The organism is Halobacterium sp. KA-4, assembly GCF_021028995.1.
Classification (GTDB): Archaea; Halobacteriota; Halobacteria; order Halobacteriales; family Halobacteriaceae; genus Halobacterium.
In genome coordinates this window covers 70,745-90,232 of record NZ_JAJJZG010000007.1, presented here as the reverse complement: position 1 = coordinate 90,232, position 19,488 = coordinate 70,745, and the positions used below count along the sequence as shown (strand labels likewise).

General features: G+C 65.8%; 23 protein-coding genes. 11 read left to right on the top strand and 12 right to left on the bottom strand.

Annotation, left to right across the window (positions count from 1 at the left end; genetic code table 11):
- Positions 1–8: 8 nt before the first annotated feature.
- The 4 genes from LPA44_RS09125 to LPA44_RS09110 are packed head-to-tail and all read left to right on the top strand — an operon-like array spanning position 9 to position 3,232.
- The gene (locus LPA44_RS09125) at positions 9–1,649 is read left to right on the top strand and encodes a CTP synthase (protein ID WP_230889273.1); all 1,641 of its coding nucleotides are present in this window, start codon (positions 9–11) and stop codon (positions 1,647–1,649) included.
- Positions 1,649–2,566, top strand: a complete 918-nt coding sequence (gene guaA / locus LPA44_RS09120) for a glutamine-hydrolyzing GMP synthase (RefSeq protein WP_230889272.1) — start codon at positions 1,649–1,651, stop codon at positions 2,564–2,566. Before LPA44_RS09125 ends, guaA begins: the two co-directional genes overlap by 1 nt.
- Positions 2,563–2,889 (top strand): NAD-binding protein, encoded by a 327-nt coding sequence (locus LPA44_RS09115; protein ID WP_230889271.1) that lies wholly within the window; start codon positions 2,563–2,565, stop codon positions 2,887–2,889. The genes guaA and LPA44_RS09115 overlap by 4 nt, the downstream gene beginning before the upstream one ends.
- 25 nt (positions 2,890–2,914) lie before the next feature.
- On the top strand, positions 2,915–3,232 hold the full coding sequence (locus LPA44_RS09110) for a cupin domain-containing protein (protein ID WP_230889270.1): 318 nt from the start codon (positions 2,915–2,917) through the stop codon (positions 3,230–3,232).
- Here LPA44_RS09110 and LPA44_RS09105 read toward each other — a convergent pair.
- Positions 3,227–3,463 carry a hypothetical protein gene (locus tag LPA44_RS09105; RefSeq protein WP_230889269.1) on the bottom strand — a complete coding sequence of 79 codons (237 nt, stop codon included), beginning with the start codon at positions 3,461–3,463 and terminating at the stop codon, positions 3,227–3,229. The two genes, LPA44_RS09110 and LPA44_RS09105, sit on opposite strands and share 6 nt — an antisense overlap.
- A gap of 43 nt (positions 3,464–3,506) precedes the next feature.
- Positions 3,507–4,211 (bottom strand): 5-formyltetrahydrofolate cyclo-ligase, encoded by a 705-nt coding sequence (locus tag LPA44_RS09100; protein ID WP_230889268.1) that lies wholly within the window; start codon positions 4,209–4,211, stop codon positions 3,507–3,509.
- Positions 4,212–4,377: 166 nt separating this feature from the next.
- On the opposite strand from LPA44_RS09100, the gene LPA44_RS09095 reads away from it, so the two are divergent.
- Complete coding sequence (locus LPA44_RS09095; RefSeq protein WP_269069906.1) at positions 4,378–5,364, top strand: zinc-binding dehydrogenase; 987 nt, start codon at positions 4,378–4,380, stop codon at positions 5,362–5,364.
- A 180-nt stretch (positions 5,365–5,544) separates the two neighbouring features.
- The gene (locus LPA44_RS09090; protein WP_230889266.1) at positions 5,545–6,159 is read left to right on the top strand and encodes a hypothetical protein; all 615 of its coding nucleotides are present in this window, start codon (positions 5,545–5,547) and stop codon (positions 6,157–6,159) included.
- 57 nt (positions 6,160–6,216) lie between these two features.
- Here the strand turns inward: LPA44_RS09090 and LPA44_RS09085 are convergent, their stop codons facing one another.
- On the bottom strand, positions 6,217–6,855 hold the full coding sequence (locus tag LPA44_RS09085; protein ID WP_230889265.1) for a MogA/MoaB family molybdenum cofactor biosynthesis protein: 639 nt from the start codon (positions 6,853–6,855) through the stop codon (positions 6,217–6,219).
- Between the two features lie 73 nt (positions 6,856–6,928).
- Between LPA44_RS09085 and LPA44_RS09080 the strand changes: the two genes are divergently transcribed.
- On the top strand, positions 6,929–7,969 hold the full coding sequence (locus LPA44_RS09080; RefSeq protein ID WP_230889264.1) for a zinc-binding dehydrogenase: 1,041 nt from the start codon (positions 6,929–6,931) through the stop codon (positions 7,967–7,969).
- Positions 7,969–8,205, top strand: a complete 237-nt coding sequence (locus LPA44_RS09075) for a hypothetical protein (RefSeq protein WP_230889263.1) — start codon at positions 7,969–7,971, stop codon at positions 8,203–8,205. Before LPA44_RS09080 ends, LPA44_RS09075 begins: the two co-directional genes overlap by 1 nt.
- 18 nt (positions 8,206–8,223) lie before the next feature.
- Here the strand turns inward: LPA44_RS09075 and LPA44_RS09070 are convergent, their stop codons facing one another.
- From LPA44_RS09070 to LPA44_RS09060, 3 genes are read right to left on the bottom strand one after another with little or no spacing between them, the layout of a single operon-like run.
- The gene (locus tag LPA44_RS09070; RefSeq protein WP_230889262.1) at positions 8,224–8,637 is read right to left on the bottom strand and encodes a desampylase; all 414 of its coding nucleotides are present in this window, start codon (positions 8,635–8,637) and stop codon (positions 8,224–8,226) included.
- A 43-nt stretch (positions 8,638–8,680) separates the two neighbouring features.
- Positions 8,681–9,304, bottom strand: coding sequence for an isopentenyl-diphosphate Delta-isomerase (idi, locus tag LPA44_RS09065; RefSeq protein ID WP_230889261.1), 624 nt, complete (start codon positions 9,302–9,304; stop codon positions 8,681–8,683).
- A 48-nt stretch (positions 9,305–9,352) separates the two neighbouring features.
- Positions 9,353–9,766 carry an Lrp/AsnC family transcriptional regulator gene (locus tag LPA44_RS09060; protein WP_157502984.1) on the bottom strand — a complete coding sequence of 138 codons (414 nt, stop codon included), beginning with the start codon at positions 9,764–9,766 and terminating at the stop codon, positions 9,353–9,355.
- A gap of 97 nt (positions 9,767–9,863) precedes the next feature.
- Between LPA44_RS09060 and carA the strand changes: the two genes are divergently transcribed.
- Positions 9,864–10,922, top strand: a complete 1,059-nt coding sequence (gene carA / locus LPA44_RS09055) for a glutamine-hydrolyzing carbamoyl-phosphate synthase small subunit (RefSeq protein ID WP_230889260.1) — start codon at positions 9,864–9,866, stop codon at positions 10,920–10,922.
- Here the strand turns inward: carA and LPA44_RS09050 are convergent.
- Genes LPA44_RS09050 through LPA44_RS09040 form a run of 3 tightly spaced genes read right to left on the bottom strand, consistent with a single transcriptional unit; the run spans position 10,919 to position 12,124 of the window.
- A complete protein-coding gene (locus LPA44_RS09050; RefSeq protein WP_230889259.1) occupies positions 10,919–11,452 on the bottom strand; it encodes a DUF7504 family protein in 534 nt (177 codons plus the stop codon). The two genes, carA and LPA44_RS09050, sit on opposite strands and share 4 nt — an antisense overlap.
- Positions 11,442–11,810 (bottom strand): hypothetical protein, encoded by a 369-nt coding sequence (locus tag LPA44_RS09045; RefSeq protein WP_230889258.1) that lies wholly within the window; start codon positions 11,808–11,810, stop codon positions 11,442–11,444. The genes LPA44_RS09050 and LPA44_RS09045 overlap by 11 nt, the downstream gene beginning before the upstream one ends.
- A complete protein-coding gene (locus LPA44_RS09040) occupies positions 11,807–12,124 on the bottom strand; it encodes a hypothetical protein (RefSeq protein WP_230889257.1) in 318 nt (105 codons plus the stop codon). Before LPA44_RS09040 ends, LPA44_RS09045 begins: the two co-directional genes overlap by 4 nt.
- Before the next feature lie 110 nt (positions 12,125–12,234).
- Here LPA44_RS09040 and LPA44_RS09035 point away from each other — a divergent pair, with 110 nt between their 5' ends.
- Positions 12,235–12,501 (top strand): hypothetical protein, encoded by a 267-nt coding sequence (locus tag LPA44_RS09035; protein ID WP_230889256.1) that lies wholly within the window; start codon positions 12,235–12,237, stop codon positions 12,499–12,501.
- Position 12,502: 1 nt separating this feature from the next.
- Here LPA44_RS09035 and carB read toward each other — a convergent pair whose 3' ends face one another.
- The gene (gene carB / locus LPA44_RS09030; protein ID WP_230889255.1) at positions 12,503–15,736 is read right to left on the bottom strand and encodes a carbamoyl-phosphate synthase large subunit; all 3,234 of its coding nucleotides are present in this window, start codon (positions 15,734–15,736) and stop codon (positions 12,503–12,505) included.
- 380 nt (positions 15,737–16,116) lie between these two features.
- Here carB and LPA44_RS09025 point away from each other — a divergent pair, with 380 nt between their 5' ends.
- Entirely contained in the window at positions 16,117–17,229 is a 1,113-nt protein-coding gene (locus tag LPA44_RS09025; protein ID WP_230889254.1) for a tyrosine-type recombinase/integrase, read from the top strand.
- 160 nt (positions 17,230–17,389) lie between these two features.
- Here LPA44_RS09025 and LPA44_RS09020 read toward each other — a convergent pair whose 3' ends face one another.
- On the bottom strand, positions 17,390–18,007 hold the full coding sequence (locus tag LPA44_RS09020; protein WP_230889253.1) for a zinc ribbon domain-containing protein: 618 nt from the start codon (positions 18,005–18,007) through the stop codon (positions 17,390–17,392).
- A gap of 232 nt (positions 18,008–18,239) precedes the next feature.
- Positions 18,240–19,049, bottom strand: a complete 810-nt coding sequence (locus LPA44_RS18365; RefSeq protein WP_442903376.1) for a hypothetical protein — start codon at positions 19,047–19,049, stop codon at positions 18,240–18,242.
- Positions 19,050–19,488 lie beyond the last annotated feature (439 nt).

Below are 19,488 nucleotides of genomic sequence, written 5' to 3'. Positions count from 1 at the left end.
CAGTCAGTATGCCGACGGAGACCGGGTACGACCCGACACTGGGAAGCAAGTTCGTGTTCGTTACTGGCGGGGTGATGTCCGGACTGGGGAAAGGCATTACCGCCGCCAGTCTGGGCCGCCTCCTCTCGAACGCCGGATTCGACGTCACGGCCGTCAAAATCGACCCATACCTCAACGTGGACGCGGGGACGATGAACCCCTACCAGCACGGCGAAGTGTACGTGCTCAAGGACGGCGGGGAGGTCGACCTCGACCTGGGGAACTACGAGCGGTTCCTCGACGTCGACATGACCTCCGACCACAACGTCACCACGGGGAAGGTCTACCAGCACGTCATCGAGCGCGAGCGCGCCGGCGACTACCTCGGGAAGACCGTCCAGATTATCCCGCACGTCACCGACGACATCAAGCGGCGCGTCCGCGAGGCCGCCGAGGGCTCCGACGTCTGCATCGTCGAAGTCGGTGGCACCGTGGGCGACATCGAGGGGATGCCGTTCCTCGAGGCGCTGCGCCAGTTCAGCCACGAGGAGGACGACGAGGACATCCTGTTCACGCACGTCACGCTCGTGCCGTACTCCCAGACGGGCGAGCAGAAGACCAAGCCCACCCAGCACTCCGTGAAGGAACTCCGGTCGATTGGTCTCCAGCCGGACGTCCTCGTGGGGCGCTGTGAGGACGAACTCGACCCCGACGTCAAGGAGAAAATCGCGCTGTTCTGCGACGTCCCGACCGACGCCGTCTTCTCGAATCCGGACGTCGAAGACGTCTACCACGTCCCCCTCGTCGTCGAGGAGGAGGGCCTCGACGAGTACGTGATGGAGGAGTTCGACATCGCCGACGACGCCCTCCCGAAGGCCGAGCGTTCGACGGAGTGGCGTGACCTCGTTACCCGCGAGCGCACGGGCGAAGTCGACATCGCGCTCGTCGGGAAGTACGCCCTCGAGGACGCGTACATGAGCATCCACGAGGCGCTCAAGCACGCCGGCCTCGAACGCGGCGTCGACGTGAACGTCCTCTGGGTGGACTCCGAGAAGATGAACGACGACCACGAGGAGCGTCTCCGCGAGGCCGACGGCGTCGTCGTCCCCGGCGGCTTCGGCTCCCGTGGCACGGAAGGGAAGATTCGCGCGATTCAGTACGCCCGCGAACACGACGTCCCCTTCCTCGGGCTCTGTCTGGGCTTCCAGCTCGCGGTCGTCGAATACGCGCGCAACGTCCTCGGGATGGCGGACGCCCACTCCTCGGAAATCAACGAGGAGACGCCGCACCCGGTCATCGACCTGCTACCCGAGCAGTACGACCTCGAAGACCTCGGCGGGACGATGCGCCTGGGCGCCCACGACACCCAAATCGAGCCCGGGACGCTCGCCCACGAACTGTACGGCGACACCTCGTGTACGGAGCGCCACCGCCACCGCTACGAGGTCAACCCCGACTACATCGACGACCTCACGGACAACGGGTTGACGTTCTCCGGGGAGGCCGGCAACCGCATGGAGATTCTGGAGTACGACGACCACCCGTTCTTCTTCGGGACGCAGTTCCACCCCGAGTTCCGGTCCCGGCCGACCCGCGCGAGCCCGCCGTTCGTCGGGCTGCTGGACGCAGTCCTCGAAGCCACCGAGACGGAAGCGGAGGTGGTGAACTGATGGTCGACGTCGAGGAGTTCGTCGCGGATGCCAAAGCCGAGATTCAGGAGAAACTCGGCGACAGCACCGCCATCATCGCGCTCTCCGGCGGCGTCGACTCCTCTACCGCCGCCGCGCTGGCGTACGAGGCGGTCGGCGACCAGCTCGTCCCCGTCTACGTCGACACCGGCCTGATGCGGAAGGGCGAGACAGAGGAGATTCGGGAGGTCTTCGACTACATGGACAGTCTCCGCGTCGTGGAGGCGCAGGACCGCTTCTTCGACGAACTGGCGGGAATCACGGACCCCGAGGAGAAGCGCCACGTCATCGGCGAGCAGTTCATCCGGGAGTTCGAGACGGTCGCCGAGGACGTCGACGCCGACTACCTCGTGCAGGGCACCATCTACCCGGACCGCATCGAGAGCGAGGGTACCATCAAGAGCCACCACAATGTCGGCGGGCTCCCCGAGCGCGTCGGCTTCGAGGGCATCGTCGAGCCGATGCGCGACCTCTACAAGGACGAAGTCCGGGAGGTCGCCCGCTACCTCGACCTCGAGGAAATCATCAGCGAGCGCATGCCGTTCCCCGGGCCCGGGCTCGCGGTGCGCGTGCTCGGCGAAGTCACCCCCGAGAAGGTCGAGGTCTGCCGCGAGGCGACCGCGGTCGTCGAGGAGGAACTCGAGGAGTACGACCCGTGGCAGGCGTTCGCCGCCGTCCTCGGGAAGGCGACGGGCGTGAAAGGCGACAACCGCGTGCACGGCTACGTCGTCGCCGTGCGCTCCGTGGAGTCCCGCGACGGGATGACCGCGCGCGCCCAGGAACTGGAGTGGGAGACCCTCCAGCGCCTCCAGTCCCGCATCGCCGGGACCATCGACGACGTCTCGCGCGTCGTCTACGACGTCACCCACAAACCACCCGCGACCATCGAGTACGAATGAAGGCAATCGTCGTCGGCCCCGACCGCGGCATCGTCGACGCCCTCCGGAACGAGGGCGTGGAAGTCACCAGCATCGAAGGCGTCGCCTCCGGGGAGCGCCTGGAAGACGCCGGCGTCGCGGACGCCGACCTGCTGGTCATCACGGACGCGGCCGAAGCGACCGCTATTCCGGTCGCTCGCGAGCAGAACGCGGACCTGAAAACCGTCGCGTTCACGCCCGACTCGATGCCCGAATTCGTGAAAGGCGTGCTCGACCTCGCCGTCGACCCCGCGCTGCTGGGTCCCGAGACGGTCGCCGAGGAACTCGTCGAACCCGACAGATAAGGACCTCCGCTGTCTCCCTTCTCGCGTGTCACTCGACCGCTATCCCGACCTCGCGCCCGAGACTGGCGAGGTCGTCACGGAGGAGCTGTACTACTCGCCGGACGAACTCGTGAAGGCGTTCGCGCTCGGCCCGGGTGCGGAGGTCGAACCGCACGAGCACGGCGACCAGACGAACACCTTCCACGTCCTGGAGGGCGAAGTCGTCGTCGTGCAGGGCGACAGCGAGGAGACCGTGTCAGCGCCGGGCGTGGTCGTCCACGAGCGCGGCGTCGCCCACGGCGCGCGCAACGAGAGCGACGACGTGGCGGTGTTCACGGCGACGATGGCGCCGATGGAGTCATAGCGAGAGCGCGACCGGGCGACCGGGCCGCTCACCTTCGCCGTCGACGGCCGCGGAGTGCGGGCTGACGTGCTCCCAGCAGACGAACTTCTCGACGGTCCCGGGTTCGTAGAGGAAGTAGTCCGCGGGCTTCGAGCAGAGCGCGCAGTCGGGGTCGCCGTCGGCCGCGTCGATGGCTGCCGACAGCGCCGCCTCCGCGCTCGCGTCCGGGTCGTCGCCGCTCGAAGCCGGCATACGCGTCGAGTACGGCGCTCTCCCGTTTAAACTGTGGGCCGATTCAGGGCGCGAGACGCTCCAGGACGGGAATCTCCTCGCGGCGCTCCTCGCTCAGCGCATCCCACTGGATACCCTCGGGTTTCGTCGCGGGCGCGTCGGTGTCGATAACGCGCTCGGGCGTGACGATGTAGTCCATCGGCACGTCGTGGTCGCCGGTCGGAATCGCCTCGTCGACGACCTGTCGCTCGTGGACCGTCGTCACCGTCGCCGTGTCGTCGTCGACGCGGTCGAACTCCCGCAACAGCGCGAATTCGAGGTCGCTGTACCCCTCGCCCTTCCCGACGCGCTCGCCGCGCTTCGTGACCGCGACGCTCCCGGAGACGATGAGATCGACGGGCTCGACGTCCTCCGGGCCGACTGGTGTGCCGTGCTCGCTGATGCCGCTGACCGTCGTGGCGTCGTCGACGTCCGCGACCTCCGTGGGGTCCAAACGGAGGAAGCACTCCTCGTCGCGCAAGCGGGGCACGGCGACGTACACCGTCTTCCCCGCGCGCAGTGCCGCGCGTCGCACCGGCAACTGTGGGGCATCCGGATTCGCCTTCACCACGTCCGCGCTCGTCCACACGTCGGTGTCGGCGAGCCGCTCGGCGGCGTCGCTGGCGCCCGCGAAGTTCGGGATGCGGCCGTGGGGCGGGAACGGGAAGCGGGCTTCGCCGCTGGCCTCCAGGTCGTCCCAGACGCGCTCGCGGAGGTCCTGCTTGTCCATGTGGGTGTCTGCGTGCCGGCACGACGTGAACCCACGGCTTCACAGGCGGCACGAGGCGGATGCCACGGGGCTTGACCCCGAGGCGGTTGACGAGCCGGAACTGTGCGCCGACGCCGGTGTCTCTTTCCACGCGCCGCCCGTCGGTTCGCACGTGACTGATTCGCAGATGACGGCGTACGTCGTCGAGGAGTACGGTGACCCGGACGTCTTCACCGAGACGACCGTGGAGACCCCCGAGCCCAGTCCGGAGGAGGTCCGCGTCGAGGTCGCCGCGACCAGCCTCAACCCCGTCGACTACAAGATCCGGCGCGGCGACATCCCCGACTTCGCGCCGCCGTTCCCCGCGATTCTGCACTGCGACGTCGCGGGCGTCGTGGACGCTGTCGGCGACGACGTCGACGCCTTCGAAGTCGGCGACGAAGTGTACGGGATGCCGGGCGGCGCGGGCCGACAGGGCGCGCTCGCGGACTACGTCGTCGGACACGCCGGGACGTTCGCGCCCGCACCCGACGCCATCCCGCTGGAGGACGCCGCTGCGCTCCCCGTCGTCTCCACGACTGCCTTGGAGATGCTCACCGACAAGGCCGACGTCGGCGAGGACGACGAAGTGCTCGTCTACGGCGCCAGCGGCGGCGTCGGCCACATTGGCGTCCAGCTCGCCGCGAACCTCGGTGCGACGGTCACCGCGACCGGTTCGACCGCCGAGAAGCGCGACCTCGCTAGCGACCTCGGCGCGGACGCGACCGTGGACTACACGACCACTGACGTCGCCGACTACACGGCCGAGTACGCCACCGGCGACGGCTTCGACGTGGTGTTCGACCCCGTCGGCGACGACCACATCCAGACGTCGTTCGACGCGGTGCGGCCGTTCGGGACGGTCGTCACCACGGAGTCTAGTTCCACGCAGGACCTCTCGGCGATGCACGCCAACTCCCTCGAACTCGGCGTCGTGTTGGTCATCCTCCCCGTACTGCTCGGCGACCGACAGGAGCGCATCGGCGAGGAACTCCGGGAGGTCGCCGCGCTCGTCGACGACGGCGCAGTCGAGCCCGTTGTCTCGGAGTACTTCACGTTCGCCGAGGTCGCCGACGCCCACCGCCGCGGCGAAGCCGGCGACTTCCACGGCAAGCTCGTGCTCACTCGCGAGTAGTTCGGCGCGCGCCAGCGACGAGGGGGCGCGCCGTGACGGAGCCGGCCTGGTTCCGCCGCACGACCACCGTTAATCGCAGTTGAATTCGGCTTAATCGGGGTTGAGACGGGCTACTGAACCGGAAATCCGGCTTCACGGCTACCCCGGTTCAAGTGGGATGGGCTCCGAGAGACGACTGCGATGAACGCACGCAAACTGCTCACGCTGGTCGTCGCGGCGACCGTCCTCGTCGGCGGCGCCGCAGCGGCTGGCGCTGCGACCCCCGGCAACGCACCGACAGACGAAGCACCCGACGAAGCGCACGGGAACGCGCCGGACGACGCCGGCGACGACAGCGAGGCGGACGCTGAGTCCGACAGCGACGACGCGGACGAGGCCGACGAGAACGAGACGGACGCGGACGACAACGAGTCCGCCGGCCCGCCTAGCGACGTCGGCCCTGCGGCGAACGCTTCGGAGCACGCCGCGAACGCCTCCGAGCACGCTGACGAGAACGCGTCCGACGCGGCCGGCGAACGTGGCCCGCCGACGGTCCTCCCCGAGCAGGTCCCGGACCACGTCTCCGCCATCCACGAGCAGATTCAGTCGTTCCTCGGCGGTGACGTCGACCACCTCGGGAACGCGCTGAGCGACCTCCTCGGTGACGAGGGCGACGCGAGCGAGGATGAGACGGCCGAGAACGAGACCGCTGACGACGAGACGGCCGACACTGAGACGACCGAGAACGAGACCGCCGACAACGAAACGGTCGACAACGAGACGACCACCGCCGCGAACGTCGCGCCCCTCGAGTAACGTTTCCTGACGTCGTCGTGCCGTTCTTTTTCGAGTGGTTCGCCGCGTAGCCGCCGGCTACGCGTCCTCGCGGCTCGCGAGCCCGACGAGGTGCCCGATTTCGGGGACGACGACCTCCTCGCTGCCGAGCTCGGCGGCGTGCTCGCTGCCAGGGAGGCAGAACACGGGGACGCCGTCGGCGACGCCCGCGGTGGCGCGCGTGGCGACGACCTTCTCGCCGATTTCCTCGTAGGAGAGCCGCCGGAACAGTTCGCCGAATCCCGGCAGCGTCTTCTCGAACAGCGGCTCGGCGGCCTCGACGGTGACGTCGTCGGGCGTGACGCCCGTGCCGCCGGTCGTGACGACGACGTCGACGTCGCCGCGGCCCGCGAGATTGTCGATGCCGCCCTGCACGCGGTCGTAACTGTCACGGACGAGTTCGCGCGTGACGACCTCGTGGCCGTCGGCCTCGAACGCCGCCGCGATGGCGTCGCCCGCGGGGTCGTCGTCCAGCGAGCGCGACGAGGACACCGTGAGAATCGCGACGCCGACGTGCTCGACGTCGTGGTGGTGGTGGTCGTGCTCCGCCTCGTCGTCGTGCTCGTGGGGCTCGCTCTCCTCGGTCAGCGGGTCGTCGGCCGGTTCGTCGGCCGAGTCGTCGGCTGGCGCTTCCTCCTCGTCGTCCCGTCGCGTCTCGCGGGATTGGAAATCGACCATGGGCGCGGGTTCGCGCGCCGGCGGGAAAAGCGTGGACCCCACAGTTTTGGTCGGGGGCCGCGACGCCTCGCGCATGCAGGCAGTCCACTTCGCGGGCCACGGCGGTACCGAGGTCGTCGAGTACGGCGAAGTCCCGGACCCGGAGGTCGGCCGCGACGAGGTGCTCGTCGACGTGAAGGCGGGCGCGCTCAACCACCTCGACGTGTGGACGCGCCGCGGGATGCCGCAACTCGACCTCGAGATGCCCCACGTCCCGGGCAGCGACGCCGCGGGCGTCGTCACGGAGACTGGCTCCGACGTCACGCGCTTCGAGTCCGGCGACCGTGTAGCGGTCTCGGCGGGCGTCTTCTGCGGGGACTGCGAGTTCTGCCGGGACGGCGACTACCCGCTGTGCACGTCGTTCCACGTCCTCGGCGAGCACGTCACGGGCGTCCATAGCGAGTACGCTGCGGTCCCCGCGGACAACCTCGTCCCCGTACCCGAGCACGTTGACTGGGAGACGGCGGCGGCTGCGCCCCTCGTGTTCCAGACGGCGTGGCGGATGCTCCACACGCGCGCTGACGTCGAAGCCGGCGAGTCCGTGCTCGTGCTCGGCGCGAGCGGCGGCGTCGGGCACGCGGCCGTCCAGATTGCTTCGCATGCGGGCGCGGAGGTGTACGCGACCGCGAGCAGCGATGCGAAACTCCGGTACGCCGAAGAGATTGGTGCCGACCACGCGATAAACTACGAGGCGGAGAACTTCGCGGACGAGATTCGCGCGCGGACTGGCAAGCGCGGTGTGGACGTGGTCGTCGACCACGTGGGGGAGGCGACGTGGAGCAATTCGCTGCGCTCGCTGGCGAAGGGCGGCCGGCTCGTGACGTGCGGCGCGACGACGGGCGGCCGGCCCGAGACGCACGTCCAGCGGCTGTTCTGGAACCAGTTGTCCGTGCTCGGGTCGACGATGGCGACGCCCGGGGAGGCCGACGACGCGCTCTCGCTGGTCTGGGACGGCACCTTCGACGTGCGGATTCGGGACGTGCTCCCGATGAGCGAGACGGCGCGCGCCCACGAGCTGCTGGAGAACCGGGAGGGCTTTGGGAAGGTAGTGGTAATCCCCGACAGCGAACGCTAATGGTGACCCACGATCCCCGCGAGGACCACGACGACGCCGGCGGCATGAGCGAGCGAGCGCAGTGGCTAGTCGTCGCGGCGCTGGTCGTCTGTGGGATTCTCGCGCCGCTGTACCTCTACGTCGTCGGGCCCGGGAGTTTCTGGCTCGGCTTCCGGGACACGTACCTCGCGGTGCCGATGGTGCCCGCGATACTGCTCGGCGCAATTGGCGTCTGGACCGCCGTCCGCGGGCGGTAACGCTTCTCGGCTGCTGTTCTAGTCGCTCAGCGCGACGTCCTCGCGCTCGAAGCGCTCGCCGGTCCACGTCCACGCGTCCAGAATCGGCGGACGCGCGGCCAGCGACGCGAGCACGTAGACGTAGCCCGGCCACGACGCCTGCTCGCGGTCGGTGTCGCTCATGTGCGCGGGACCCGCGGGGTGGGAGTGGTAGAAGCCGACGACCTCCCGGCCCGTCGCTTCCGCCTCGTCGAAGACCGAAAGCGTCGCCTCCGGGTCGAGTTCGTAGGTGACGCGGGGCGCATCCGCGACGTTCGGGACGCGCCGGACGGCCTCCGCGATGACGCGGTCGTCCTCGTGGCGGCCGAGCAGCGCGCCGCAGGCCTCGCGCGGTGCGTCCGCTCGTGCGTGGTCGAGCACCGCGTCGTAGGCCGCGCGGCCGAGTTCGAACACAACTGCACTTCGTGACCTGGCCGGAAAAATCCGCCCGCTGGCGCTACTCGCGGGTGCCGTCCGGCACGGGGTCGGCGTCGCCCTCGAAGTCGCGGCGCATCGCGATTTCGAACCACGGGCAGAGGCGGAGTTGGCGGTAGTAGCGCGGGTTCTCGTAGAGGTCCTCGTAGTCCACCCAGAGGATGCCGCCGACTTCGTCGGGGTCGGGGTCGACGCTCGTGTCCGACAGCGTCGCGACGAGTACTGCGCAGACCTCCCACTCGAGGCCCTCGTCGAGGTAGTGGCGCTTGTACTCGAAGCGGTCGGTGACTTCGAGGTCGTCGTACTGGTCGGGCGTGATGCCCAGTTCCTCTTCGAGGCGCTCGCGGGTGGCTTCCTTCTGGGTCTGTCCCTCGACGGGGTGGCTGGCGACGGTGCCGTCCCAGTGGGTGTCCCAGAGGCGCTTGCGGGCGGCGCGCTGGGCGAGCAGCACGCGGCCGTCCTCGTCGAACAGCAGGCACGTGAATGCCCGGTGGCGGATGCCGTCGCCGGTGTGGGCGTCGAGGCGGTTCGCGAGGCCTTCCTTCTCGTCATAGGCGTCGACGGCGACGACGTCCTGTTCGGCGTTCTCCGCGGTCTCGTCGGTGCGCGCGGACTGGACGGGCACGTCGGGCCCTGAATCGCTCATGGCGTCACCGACGGGCACGTGGGTAAATAGCGCTTCGACTCGCTACGGTCAGCCGAGTTTCTCGTCGAGGATGAGTCGCGTCTTCGTGGAGACGACCTCCTCCTGTTCGCGGGCCTTCGAGACGAGTTCGTTGACGCCGCCGGTGTCCGTGGCGTCGACGACGAGCACGATGTCGTCCTCGCCCGATACTTGCCAGACGAAGTCGACGGGCTCCCAGTCGACCATGCGGTCGCCGACCTCGTGGGTGTCGACGTCCATCGCCACCCCGATTTCTATCATCGCCTTCACGTTGCCCGTGGAGGTGGCGACGGTGAACCGCTCGATGACGCCCTCCTCCAGGAGGCTGTCGACGCGGTTGCGGACGGTGCCCTCGCTGACGCCGATGTCGTCGGCGATTTCCGTGTACGGGGTGCGGGCGTCCCGTCGCAGCGCGTCGAGGATGCGCCGGTCGATGTCGTCCATGTCCAAGCGTTGGTCCCCCGGACAAAAAGAATTTCGAATTTCGCAACTTCGCTACGAAAGCAAGATTTATACTCCGGGGATGCGTTTGAATCTCGTAATGTCGGACGCCTACCTCGCGTTAGAGACCGGCGACGTGGTCGAAGCCAACGCCCGCTCCCCGGGCCAGGCGCGAGGCGAACTCGTGTTCACGACCGCCTACACTGGATACGAGGAGAGCCTCACAGACCCGTCCTACGAGGCCCAAGTACTCACCTTCGCGTACCCCCTCATCGGGAACTACGGCGTCCGTGAGGAACGCTTCGAGTCGGACCGCGTCCACCCCAGCGCCGTCGTCGCCCGCGAACTCACCGACGACGTCGCCGAGTGGCTCACCGAGGAGGGCGTCCCCGCCGTCGACGGCCTCGACACCCGCGACCTCGTCCTCGACATCCGCGAGGGCGGCGCGATGAAGGTCGGCATCGCCGCCGGCCCCGACGCCACCCCCGAGGACGCCCGCGCGCAACTGGCGGACTGCCCGCACATGAGCGACCTCACGGACATCGGCAGCCGCGTCAGCGTCGACGAGCCCGAGGTCCACGGCGACGGCGACACCGACGTCGCGCTCGTCGACTGCGGGGCCAAGGGCTCCATCGTCTCCGAGCTCGTCGAACGCGACGCGACCGTCCACGTCCTCCCCTACGACACCACGCCCGCGGAACTCGCGGCCGTCGACCCGGACGTGCTGTTCATCTCGAACGGCCCCGGCGACCCCGCGAATTTCGAGGCCGCCGAGACGCTCGTCTCCGAATTCGTCGGCGACCTCCCGGTCGCGGGCATCTGCCTCGGCCAGCAGGTCGTCGCCCGCGCGCTCGGCGGCACCACCGAGAAGATGGACTTCGGCCACCGTGGCGTCAACCAGCCGGTCCTGGACTACGACTCCGGCCGCGTCGTGATGACCACGCAGAACCACGGCTACACGGTCGCCGAACCCGGCGACCTCGACGTCACACAGGTCAACGTCAACGACGACACCCCCGAGGGCCTGGACTCCGACGAACTGGACGTCATCACGCGCCAGTACCACCCCGAAGCCAACCCCGGCCCCCACGACAGTCTCGACTTCTTCGACGACGTGCTCGAGTTGGCCTCAAGCCGCACGACGGTCACGGCCGACTAATCTAACCGTACTTCTTCGTCGACGAGGCCGCGGAGCTGCGTCGACGCCTGTTCGCTGAGCACGCCGCTCGCCGTCGTCAGGACGCCGTGGGCGTTGCGCGCCCGTATCGCGCTCACGAGCGTGTCCAGCAGCCGGAACAGCCGCTCGGGGGCGACGTACATCGAGAGCACGCCGACGCCGTCGACGACCACCCAGCCGGTCTCGGGCTCGACGTGCTCGAACGCCTTCGAGAACTGGATGCTCACGCCCGTCAGGTCGCTCGGCGCGACGCGCTCGGTCACCCACAGCGGCCCGTCGTAGCTGACCTCCGTCCCCGTGACGGGAATGACGCCGACGCGGCGCGGGTCGCCGCCGCGTTCCTCGATGCGCGTTTCGAGTTGCCCCAGGTGGCCGTCGGTGGTCACCACGAGCAGATTCTGGAACGCGGCGTCGGGGAGCGCGTCGACGATGCGCTGGCCGCTGGGCTGCACACAGAGCGCGACCTCGCCGGCCGCCAGGTCGCCGAGCCGCCGCTCGAACTCAGGAGTCACGCTCGAACCCTCCACTGAATTCGCCGGCGTCGATTTCCACGCCCTCCTGCCCGAGGTGCACGAATTCGCGGGCGAACCGCCACGTCGCGGCGACGCTCACCAGTCCGCTGGCCGCGTACGCGACGTACGCTGCCACCTCGACGAGGGCGCCGGCGCTGGTGACGTCCACGAAGAGTTCCAGCACCGACCCGACCATCAGGCAGCCCAGCGCGCCCACTAACAACAGGACGCCGCCCCGGTAGAGGACGTTCCGCGAGTACGCCACGGCGGGGTACGCGAAGCCCGCGCACAGCACCACGAGCACCGCGACCTCCACGAACCAGACCAGCCACTCGGTCGCGTCGGCCAGCGGCATCATCGGCCGACCACCCGCCGTTCCGTGAACAGGGTCACGAACCGCCAACACGAGACGGTGATGGCGACGATGGCAATCGCCCACATCGCCAGCGCGAGTTCGCCGCCGTCCGCGGGCGTCGCGGGGTGCAGCGTCGCGCCCGTCGAGACTGTCATCGCGGCGAACACGACGGGCAGCGGGGCGAGCGCGCGCCCCCACTCAGTCTCCCGGAAGCCCGCCGCTGCGATGGTCGCGAACGTGCACGCCACGGTTGTCGCGACGAGCGTCAGAATGTTGAGCGCGACGGTGATGTTCGTCGCCCACGTCGGCAGCGCCATGCTGGTCCGTCGCTTTTCGACGCGGTCACTAAGCAGTTTGGGCGAGGGGCTGACACGAACGCGTGCCGCGCACCGAAACTATAAATCCACGAGCACAGAATCGGAAACTAATGTCGGACTCGGTCCTCTCCGGAAACAAATTCACGTTCCGCGAGTGGCACGCCGGCGTGCTCGGCGCCGCCGTCGGCGCGTTCGCCAGCTACCTCCACGCCATCGACTACACGGACCTCGGCGTCGCGCTCGCGGTCGTGTTCGTCGCGGCGGCGCTCGGCCTCCGGCGCTACGGCAGCGTCGCCGGCCGCACCGTCCGCCGAGAGCCGTGGTACGCGCTCGCCGCCTTCGTCCTCGCGGGTGCCGCCGTGTTCGCGCTCGCCTGAATCAGCCCCACTGCTCGTCGCGAATCGGGCGGTCGCCGACCGGCAGCACGTCGAGGTCGTCGTCGTGGTGGGCGACGCCTTCGAGCATCGCCTCCGCGCTCTCGACCGTCGAGAGGTACGGCACTTCCTCCTCGACGGCGGTTTCGAGGGCGTCGCGCTCGTCGGAGATTACGAAGTCGACGTCGCCGCGGCGAATCGCCTCCGAGAGGTCGTCGAACGTCTGCACGTCGAAGTACTCCTCGAAGCCACTGACCGGGAGGTCGACGACGGCAGTGCCGCCGATTTCAGGGTCGTTGCCCGCGGCGCGCTGGGCCTTCCAGTACGCCAGCCCCGGCTTCGCGGCGGTTCCCATCACTTCGCCCGTGGACTTCATCTCCGGCCCGAGACGCGGGTCCGAACCCGGCAGCCGGTCGAACGGCAACACGACCTCTTTGACGCTGTACTGCTCCGGGACGCCCTCGCTGACGTCGAGGTCCGAGAGCGAGAAGTCGGCCATCACCTTCGCCGCGAGTTTCGCAATCGGGACGCCGGTCGCCTTCGAGACGAACGGGACCGTGCGCGAAGAGCGCGGGTTCGCTTCGAGCACGTACACCTCGCCGTCCTGCACGGCGAGCTGGACGTTCAGCAGGCCGACCGTATCCAGCGCAGTGGCGATATCCTCGGTAACCTCGCGCACGCGACCGAGCGTCTCCTCGTCGAGCGAGCGCGGCGGAATCGTACACGCCGAGTCGCCGGAGTGGACGCCCGCGGTCTCGACGTGCTCCATCACGCCGCCGATGAGGACGTCCTCGCCGTCCGCGACGGCGTCGACGTCGAGTTCGACCGCGTCCGCGAGGAACTCGTCGATGAGGATGGGTTTGTCCGGGCTGACCCGGACGGCCTCCTCCATGTAGTGTTTGAGTTCCTCGTCGCTGTGGACGACGTCCATCGCACGCCCGCCGAGCACGTAGCTCGGGCGGACGAGCACGGGGTAGCCGATGTCGTGGGCGAGGTCGAGCGCCTCCTCCTCGCTGGTCGCGGAGCCGCCGTCGGGCTGGCTGATGCCGAGTTCGTCCATCAGCACGTTGAACCGGTCGCGGTCCTCCGCGAGGTCCATCGCGTCCACGCTCGTCCCGAGAATCTCGGCGTCCACGCCGTCGCGGCGCTCCAACTCGGCCTCCAGCGGGTCCGCGACGTTCACGGAGGTCTGGCCGCCGAACTGCACCATCACGCCGTCCGCGTCGGTCGCCTCGACCACGTCGGCGACCTCCTCGGCCGTAATCGGCTCGAAGAACAGGCCGTCGCTGGTGTCGTAGTCAGTGGAGACGGTCTCGGGGTTGTTGTTCACGACGTGCGCCTCGATGCCAGCCTCGCGGAGCGCGCGCACCGCGTGCACCGAACAGTAGTCGAACTCCACGCCCTGCCCGATGCGGATGGGGCCGCCGCCGACGACGACCACGGAGTCGACGTCCGTGTTCACACGGAGTTCGCCCGCGGCCGCGTCGCCCTTGAGCGGGCCGTTGAACCACTCGGGGCGCCGCGACGAGTAGTAGTACGGCGTCTGCGCGGCGAACTCGCCGGCGCACGTGTCCACCTGCTTGTACGAGCGGCCGGGGACGGCCTCCTCGATGTCGGTGACGCTCGCGCCGGCGCCGTCGGGCGCGAGCTCGTCCTCCGCGTCGTCGGTCGCGCCGGGCAGCCACGACGCGTTCGCGTCGTCGAACTCCCCGCCCGCCAGCGCCGAGATTTCGTGGTTCGTGAAGCCGGCGGTGGCGGCGGCCGTGAAGTCGCCCTCGCTGGCGGCTTCCGCCGCCTCCGCGACGTTCTGGAAGCGCTCCAAGTACCACTCGCGGAAATTCGTGAAGTCGTTGACCTCGTCGACGGTGTAGCCGCGGTCGAACGCCTCGAACACCGCGTACGGGCGGTCGGGCGTCGGCGTCTCGAGGTAGTCGGCTTCGAGTTCTTCGTCGCTGACTGCGCCCCAGTCGACGTCGGGGTCGTACTCCGAGGAGCGCAGCGCCTTCAGGAGGCTCTCCTCGAACGTCCGGCCGATGGCCATCGCCTCCCCCGTGGACTTCATCGCCGTGCCGAGTTCGAAGTCCACGTCCGGGAATTTGTCCTTGGGCCACCGCGGCACCTTCGTGACGATGTAGTCGATTGCGGGCTCGAAGGCGGCGGTGGTCTCGCCGGTAATCTCGTTCTCGATTTCGTGGAGACGCTTGCCGAGCGCGACCTTCGCAGTGACCCGCGCGATGGGGTAGCCGGTCGCCTTCGACGCCAGCGCCGACGAGCGCGAGACGCGGGGGTTCACTTCGACGACGCGGTACTCGCCGCCGGGCGTGCCGTCGTCGCGCCACGCGAACTGGATGTTACAGCCGCCCTGAATACCCAAGTCGCGGATGACTTCGAGCGCGACGTCGCGCATCGCCTGGTGGCCGTCGTCGGGGATGACCTGGCTGGGCGTGACGACGGTGGACTCGCCCGTGTGGATGCCCATCGGGTCGATGTTCTCCATGTTGCAGACGATGATGCAGGAGTCGTCGGCGTCCCGCATCACTTCGTACTCCAGTTCGACCCAGCCCTCGATGGACTCGGTGACGAGCACCTCGTCGTTCCGCGAGAGGCGCAGGCCCTTCCGCACGCGAGCGACGAGTTCGTCCATGTCGTCGACGACGCCGGAGCCGCTCCCGCCGAGCGTGTACGTCGTGCGCGCGATGACCGGCAGCCCGCCGACCTCGTCGGCGGCGGCCTCGACGCGCTCGCGCAGCGCGTCCTCGTCGAAGTCCTCGACGGACTCGCCCTCGTCGAGCGTGATGGTCGTCGACGCTGGGACGGGCTCGCCGAGGTTCTCCATACGCTGACGGAACAGGTCGCGGTCCTCGGTCGCGTAGATGGTGTCCAGCGGCGTTCCCATGATGTCGACGTCGTACTCGTCGAGGACGCCCTCTTCGGCGAGTTCCGCGGTGACGTTCAGCCCGGTCTGACCGCCGAGCCCGGCGATGACGCCGTCGGGGTTCTCCTGGGCGATGACCTCCGCGATGGCGTCGGTCGTGATGGGCTCGATGTACACCGCGTCGGCCATCTCGGGGTCCGTCATGATGGTCGCAGGGTTGGAGTTGACGAGCACGACTCGCACGCCCTCCTCCTGCAGTGCCCGGCATGCCTGCGCGCCGGAGTAGTCGAACTCAGCCGCTTGTCCGATCTGGATGGGGCCGCTCCCGATGAGCAGTACCGTGCGGTCGTCGTGCTCGCTCATTTCTACTCGTTCGGAGTTCGCCCATCGTAATAAGCCCCGCGGAATGGACAGAAGTTCGAAGTCGAATTGCGAAAATCGAAGCGCTACGGGTACATCGGACACGACCGGCTGAACGTCGCTACGGGACACACAGAGCAAAAACCGACGACGGTATCCGCTACGCGAGCACTGCTGACACTCCGGCAACGACACTTACGCGGGTGTGTCGTATTCGTCGTCGGAACACGACACAATATCAGAAAAGTGACTGATAATGGCGGGCGACAAAGAGGTTGTAAAAGCGCTATTAAGGCCCTATACTCTGGGTTTAGGTCCTTCGGTCCGCATTATTAGTCCCAATTCTGACAAAGTTTATGGGGTATTCGCCCCTTGTGTCTCGTGTGACCAGCAAAACAGAACACGACAAGATGTTTCGGCACGCAAACGCGGTCACCTCAGGTTCAAATCCGAGTGGCCGGTCGTCGGGTGCCTCACTCAGTACAAACATGATTGAGCAAACGCCCGACGAAGCAACCGATGATTGGATAGCCACGGCTACAAATGAGCAGTCCAGCGAAACGGTCCGAGGATACCGGACGATCGTGAATCTGTGGACGGACTTCTGTGACGAGCAGGGCATCGAAGTGATGTCCGAAGTGACTGGTGCAGATCTGATGGCCTTCAAACGCTCGCTCATGTCGGATGACATCGCAACAACCACCGTGGGCCAGTATCTCTCGGTGCTGCGGTCATTCATCCAGCACTGCGAGCAAGTTGAATATGTCCGAGATGGCCTTGCGGAAAAAGCACCGGACGCCTCCGCCCCGGATGGAACTCGCGACGAGAAAATAGACACGGGCACGGCGGAGGCAATCCTCGACTACTGTGAGCAGTTCCAGTACGCATCTCGCCAGCATGTAGAGTTCGCAATTTGCTGGGAAACCGCCATGCGCGCGGGAGCGATGCGATCGATCGACATCTCGGACTGTTACCTTGACGACGATGCCCCCCAGATTGAATTGGTGCATCGCCCGGACACGGATACCCCGTTGAAGAATCAGGAGGAGAGTGAACGTCGAGTGAACATTTCCCGTGAAGTGGCTGCGGTCATCCGAGACTACATCGATCGTCGACGTCTCCAACCGGAAAGTGTCGAGGATGGCCGTAAACCGTTGCTTACGACGCGGGCTGGCCGAGTCACCTACAATACGATACTACGTGATTTCCGGGGGCTGACTCGACCGTGCGTGTACGAAAACGAATGCCCGGATGACCGTGATCCTGAGGAATGCCCTGCTACGGGGGGAAAACGGAATGCGAATGAATGTCCGGATTCGGTGTCGTGCCATCCGGTACGCCGTGGTTCTATCACGCACCGGCACCTTGACCATGACATCCATACGGAGACAATCAGCGGTCGCTGTGACCTCTCCGAGGAGGTGATGTCGCGCCATTACGATCGCCAAGACGAGGAAACGAAGGCACAAATCAGACGAGAGAATCTCGACCTGTAGCGGTCAAACCTCTTGGTCTATCACCGGATATACGCTGGTTGAATTTTATTTAACTACCACCCTTTTAGCCGGGATTGCCACGTAATTCGGATATGTTCCCGGTGTGATGGTATGATGATCGGAACATCCCTACAGTTGACGAATCCATCTGGGATTTGAACTACACCACAGTCTTTGCAAGTTCCCTAAAGGTGCCAACAACCATCGAGACGCCACCAAAGATAGTCAAATAGGTTCCTGATTTTAGGTTCGCTGAGGCTCTAAATGTCCGCAATTGTCCGGTGGTAAACCTGCTCTTATCGAGCACAACGAGTGGATCGTTAATGTATGCCAACCCGACTACTACTATGGCTGCTGAAAGGAGTAATGATACTGCGATGAATTCTTTCCTCCACGCTGTTTTTGAGATGATGAAAACTGCGATAGCCATCCCAACTGTCGATATCCCATCAATTGTATCAACTCCGATAAACGTGGTGGAGAATCCTAATGCACTAAACCCGACCCACGGTAGTAGGGAGCCGACTCCAACGACGATAATCCCGCTATAGATAAAAACCTGATTGACTGATAGGTTCGACAGTAGATCTAAAAAGGCACTGTCGTCAGACACATCTTCCTTTTCAACTTCGGAAAGGGATGCCTTGGAATTTGACTGTTCTTCTTGACCAGTCGTTTCTGCTCCCCTATCTGTGGAATGTTCGACACTGTTGCCACAGTTGTGGCAGAACTCTGCCTCTGATTGGAGTTCTGCTCCGCAAGCGCTACACTCTACCATACGTCACACATATCATGATACTGTTTAAACATGTCGGGCATGGTTCTGTGTCAGTTGCGTACTTGGATCAGAATGCAGTCACCCCAAAGACCGAAGTCGGTTCGGCCTCGGCCATCGTAGAACAGACTGGTACTCTTGGCCTTATTGTTCGATTTGTCTCAGGCCCTGAGTGAGATACCGAAGAATTGGGTGTAGAAGGACTGGTACGCCTATTCTGTAACTGGCATTTAAGTTAGTGCCAGTCGGCATGCACGTTGTCTGACGACTCGATGCGCACGGCTTGCGTACCGGTTGCTTCCAGCACTGACGCCGTTCGTTGCCTGTGTGTTGATTCGTTCACGATGCCTTGTGGAGTTCGACCGGATTCTTCGGCCTCCAGTACGTCTCGAACTCCGGGCGCATCTGGTGCCACGTAGCGAACCCCGCCGGTCATTTCGGCTTGATTGGGGTTGGATTCGATTCTGATTGCCCCGACACCGTGCGCTCCGTCACCGGCGATGGGACTCTCGGATCTGTGTGCACGAATAACAGGCTCGAAATCTTCGGACGACACGGGGGCCTCAATCCCAATCAGAACGTGCTCGTGTGGGTATCCGGATTGATGTGATCCGATTACCTTCATGGTCACCCATCGACCCCCGGTGTTGTCGAGCACTTCCCGTAGCGCGTTTCTCCGAGCCGACTGGGATTTTGCCAGTGCCATCATGAAGGACGTCGGTGGCATCGGTCGGTCGACGTCGTCGGTCAGATACGGTGTGCCAGTAAACGTCAGGAGTACGGTTGTCTGGCACCATTCTCTCATGCATTCATCGGCCCGTAGGAGGCGCGCATGAGTTCGCACAGACCATTCACTGCCGAATCGAGGGTTATGTGGGCTATCTGCCTGTAAACGCTTCACGAACCTCTCAGAAGCCTGTGACCACGTCGGAACAGACCCGTCGGGGCCTAATACGAATTGAGGGAGAGAGTTCGTTGCCGGGGCAAGTGGGACGTCGGCAGTGTCGGCTACCGACAGTGACCGGTCCGGTCCGAACCCGCCCATTTTGCCCCGGTTGCTTTCGACGACGTCGGCCTCCATGTCGCGGGCGTTCATCTGTAATCACCAGACACAGGGCATGTTTTAGGTCGACCAAAAAACTTATCAGTATGGATACTGTATGTGTACATGGTTACCACCTGCTGTCGATTCTTCAGGGTAGTTCGGTGTGCGACGACACACCGGGCTAATCCGCTCGTTAATGAATCTAATTAGACACATCTGTTCGTAACCGATTGCGACAATTGGGGCCAACACGGACGAAACCGAGAGAGACAGAACGGACTTCAGCCGGCTAACGGGCTAAAACTGGTAGACTAAACTCAAACATCGAGAGAGGTCCGTTACCCTTCATTTACTGGTTAATTAGCGGTTCGCCTTGCTGCATGAGGTTGTTCGCTGGGCTGCGATTTCTGGTGATTTTTGGGAAGCCATCCGACCTGAC

Bases quoted from the DNA above. Each gene is read 5' to 3' on its own strand.
- LPA44_RS09125 (WP_230889273.1), top strand. From the start codon at position 9: ATGCCGACGGAGACCGGGTACGACCCGACACTGGGAAGCAAGTTCGTG.
- guaA (WP_230889272.1), top strand. From the start codon at position 1,649: ATGGTCGACGTCGAGGAGTTCGTCGCGGATGCCAAAGCCGAGATTCAG.
- LPA44_RS09115 (WP_230889271.1), top strand. From the start codon at position 2,563: ATGAAGGCAATCGTCGTCGGCCCCGACCGCGGCATCGTCGACGCCCTC.
- LPA44_RS09105 (WP_230889269.1), bottom strand. From the start codon at position 3,463: ATGCCGGCTTCGAGCGGCGACGACCCGGACGCGAGCGCGGAGGCGGCG.
- LPA44_RS09100 (WP_230889268.1), bottom strand. From the start codon at position 4,211: ATGGACAAGCAGGACCTCCGCGAGCGCGTCTGGGACGACCTGGAGGCC.
- LPA44_RS09095 (WP_269069906.1), top strand. From the start codon at position 4,378: ATGACGGCGTACGTCGTCGAGGAGTACGGTGACCCGGACGTCTTCACC.
- LPA44_RS09090 (WP_230889266.1), top strand. From the start codon at position 5,545: ATGAACGCACGCAAACTGCTCACGCTGGTCGTCGCGGCGACCGTCCTC.
- LPA44_RS09085 (WP_230889265.1), bottom strand. From the start codon at position 6,855: ATGGTCGATTTCCAATCCCGCGAGACGCGACGGGACGACGAGGAGGAA.
- LPA44_RS09080 (WP_230889264.1), top strand. From the start codon at position 6,929: ATGCAGGCAGTCCACTTCGCGGGCCACGGCGGTACCGAGGTCGTCGAG.
- LPA44_RS09075 (WP_230889263.1), top strand. From the start codon at position 7,969: ATGGTGACCCACGATCCCCGCGAGGACCACGACGACGCCGGCGGCATG.
- idi (WP_230889261.1), bottom strand. From the start codon at position 9,304: ATGAGCGATTCAGGGCCCGACGTGCCCGTCCAGTCCGCGCGCACCGAC.
- LPA44_RS09060 (WP_157502984.1), bottom strand. From the start codon at position 9,766: ATGGACGACATCGACCGGCGCATCCTCGACGCGCTGCGACGGGACGCC.
- carA (WP_230889260.1), top strand. From the start codon at position 9,864: ATGTCGGACGCCTACCTCGCGTTAGAGACCGGCGACGTGGTCGAAGCC.
- LPA44_RS09045 (WP_230889258.1), bottom strand. From the start codon at position 11,810: ATGATGCCGCTGGCCGACGCGACCGAGTGGCTGGTCTGGTTCGTGGAG.
- LPA44_RS09040 (WP_230889257.1), bottom strand. From the start codon at position 12,124: ATGGCGCTGCCGACGTGGGCGACGAACATCACCGTCGCGCTCAACATT.
- LPA44_RS09035 (WP_230889256.1), top strand. From the start codon at position 12,235: ATGTCGGACTCGGTCCTCTCCGGAAACAAATTCACGTTCCGCGAGTGG.
- carB (WP_230889255.1), bottom strand. From the start codon at position 15,736: ATGAGCGAGCACGACGACCGCACGGTACTGCTCATCGGGAGCGGCCCC.
- LPA44_RS09020 (WP_230889253.1), bottom strand. From the start codon at position 18,007: ATGGTAGAGTGTAGCGCTTGCGGAGCAGAACTCCAATCAGAGGCAGAG.
- LPA44_RS18365 (WP_442903376.1), bottom strand. From the start codon at position 19,049: ATGGGCGGGTTCGGACCGGACCGGTCACTGTCGGTAGCCGACACTGCC.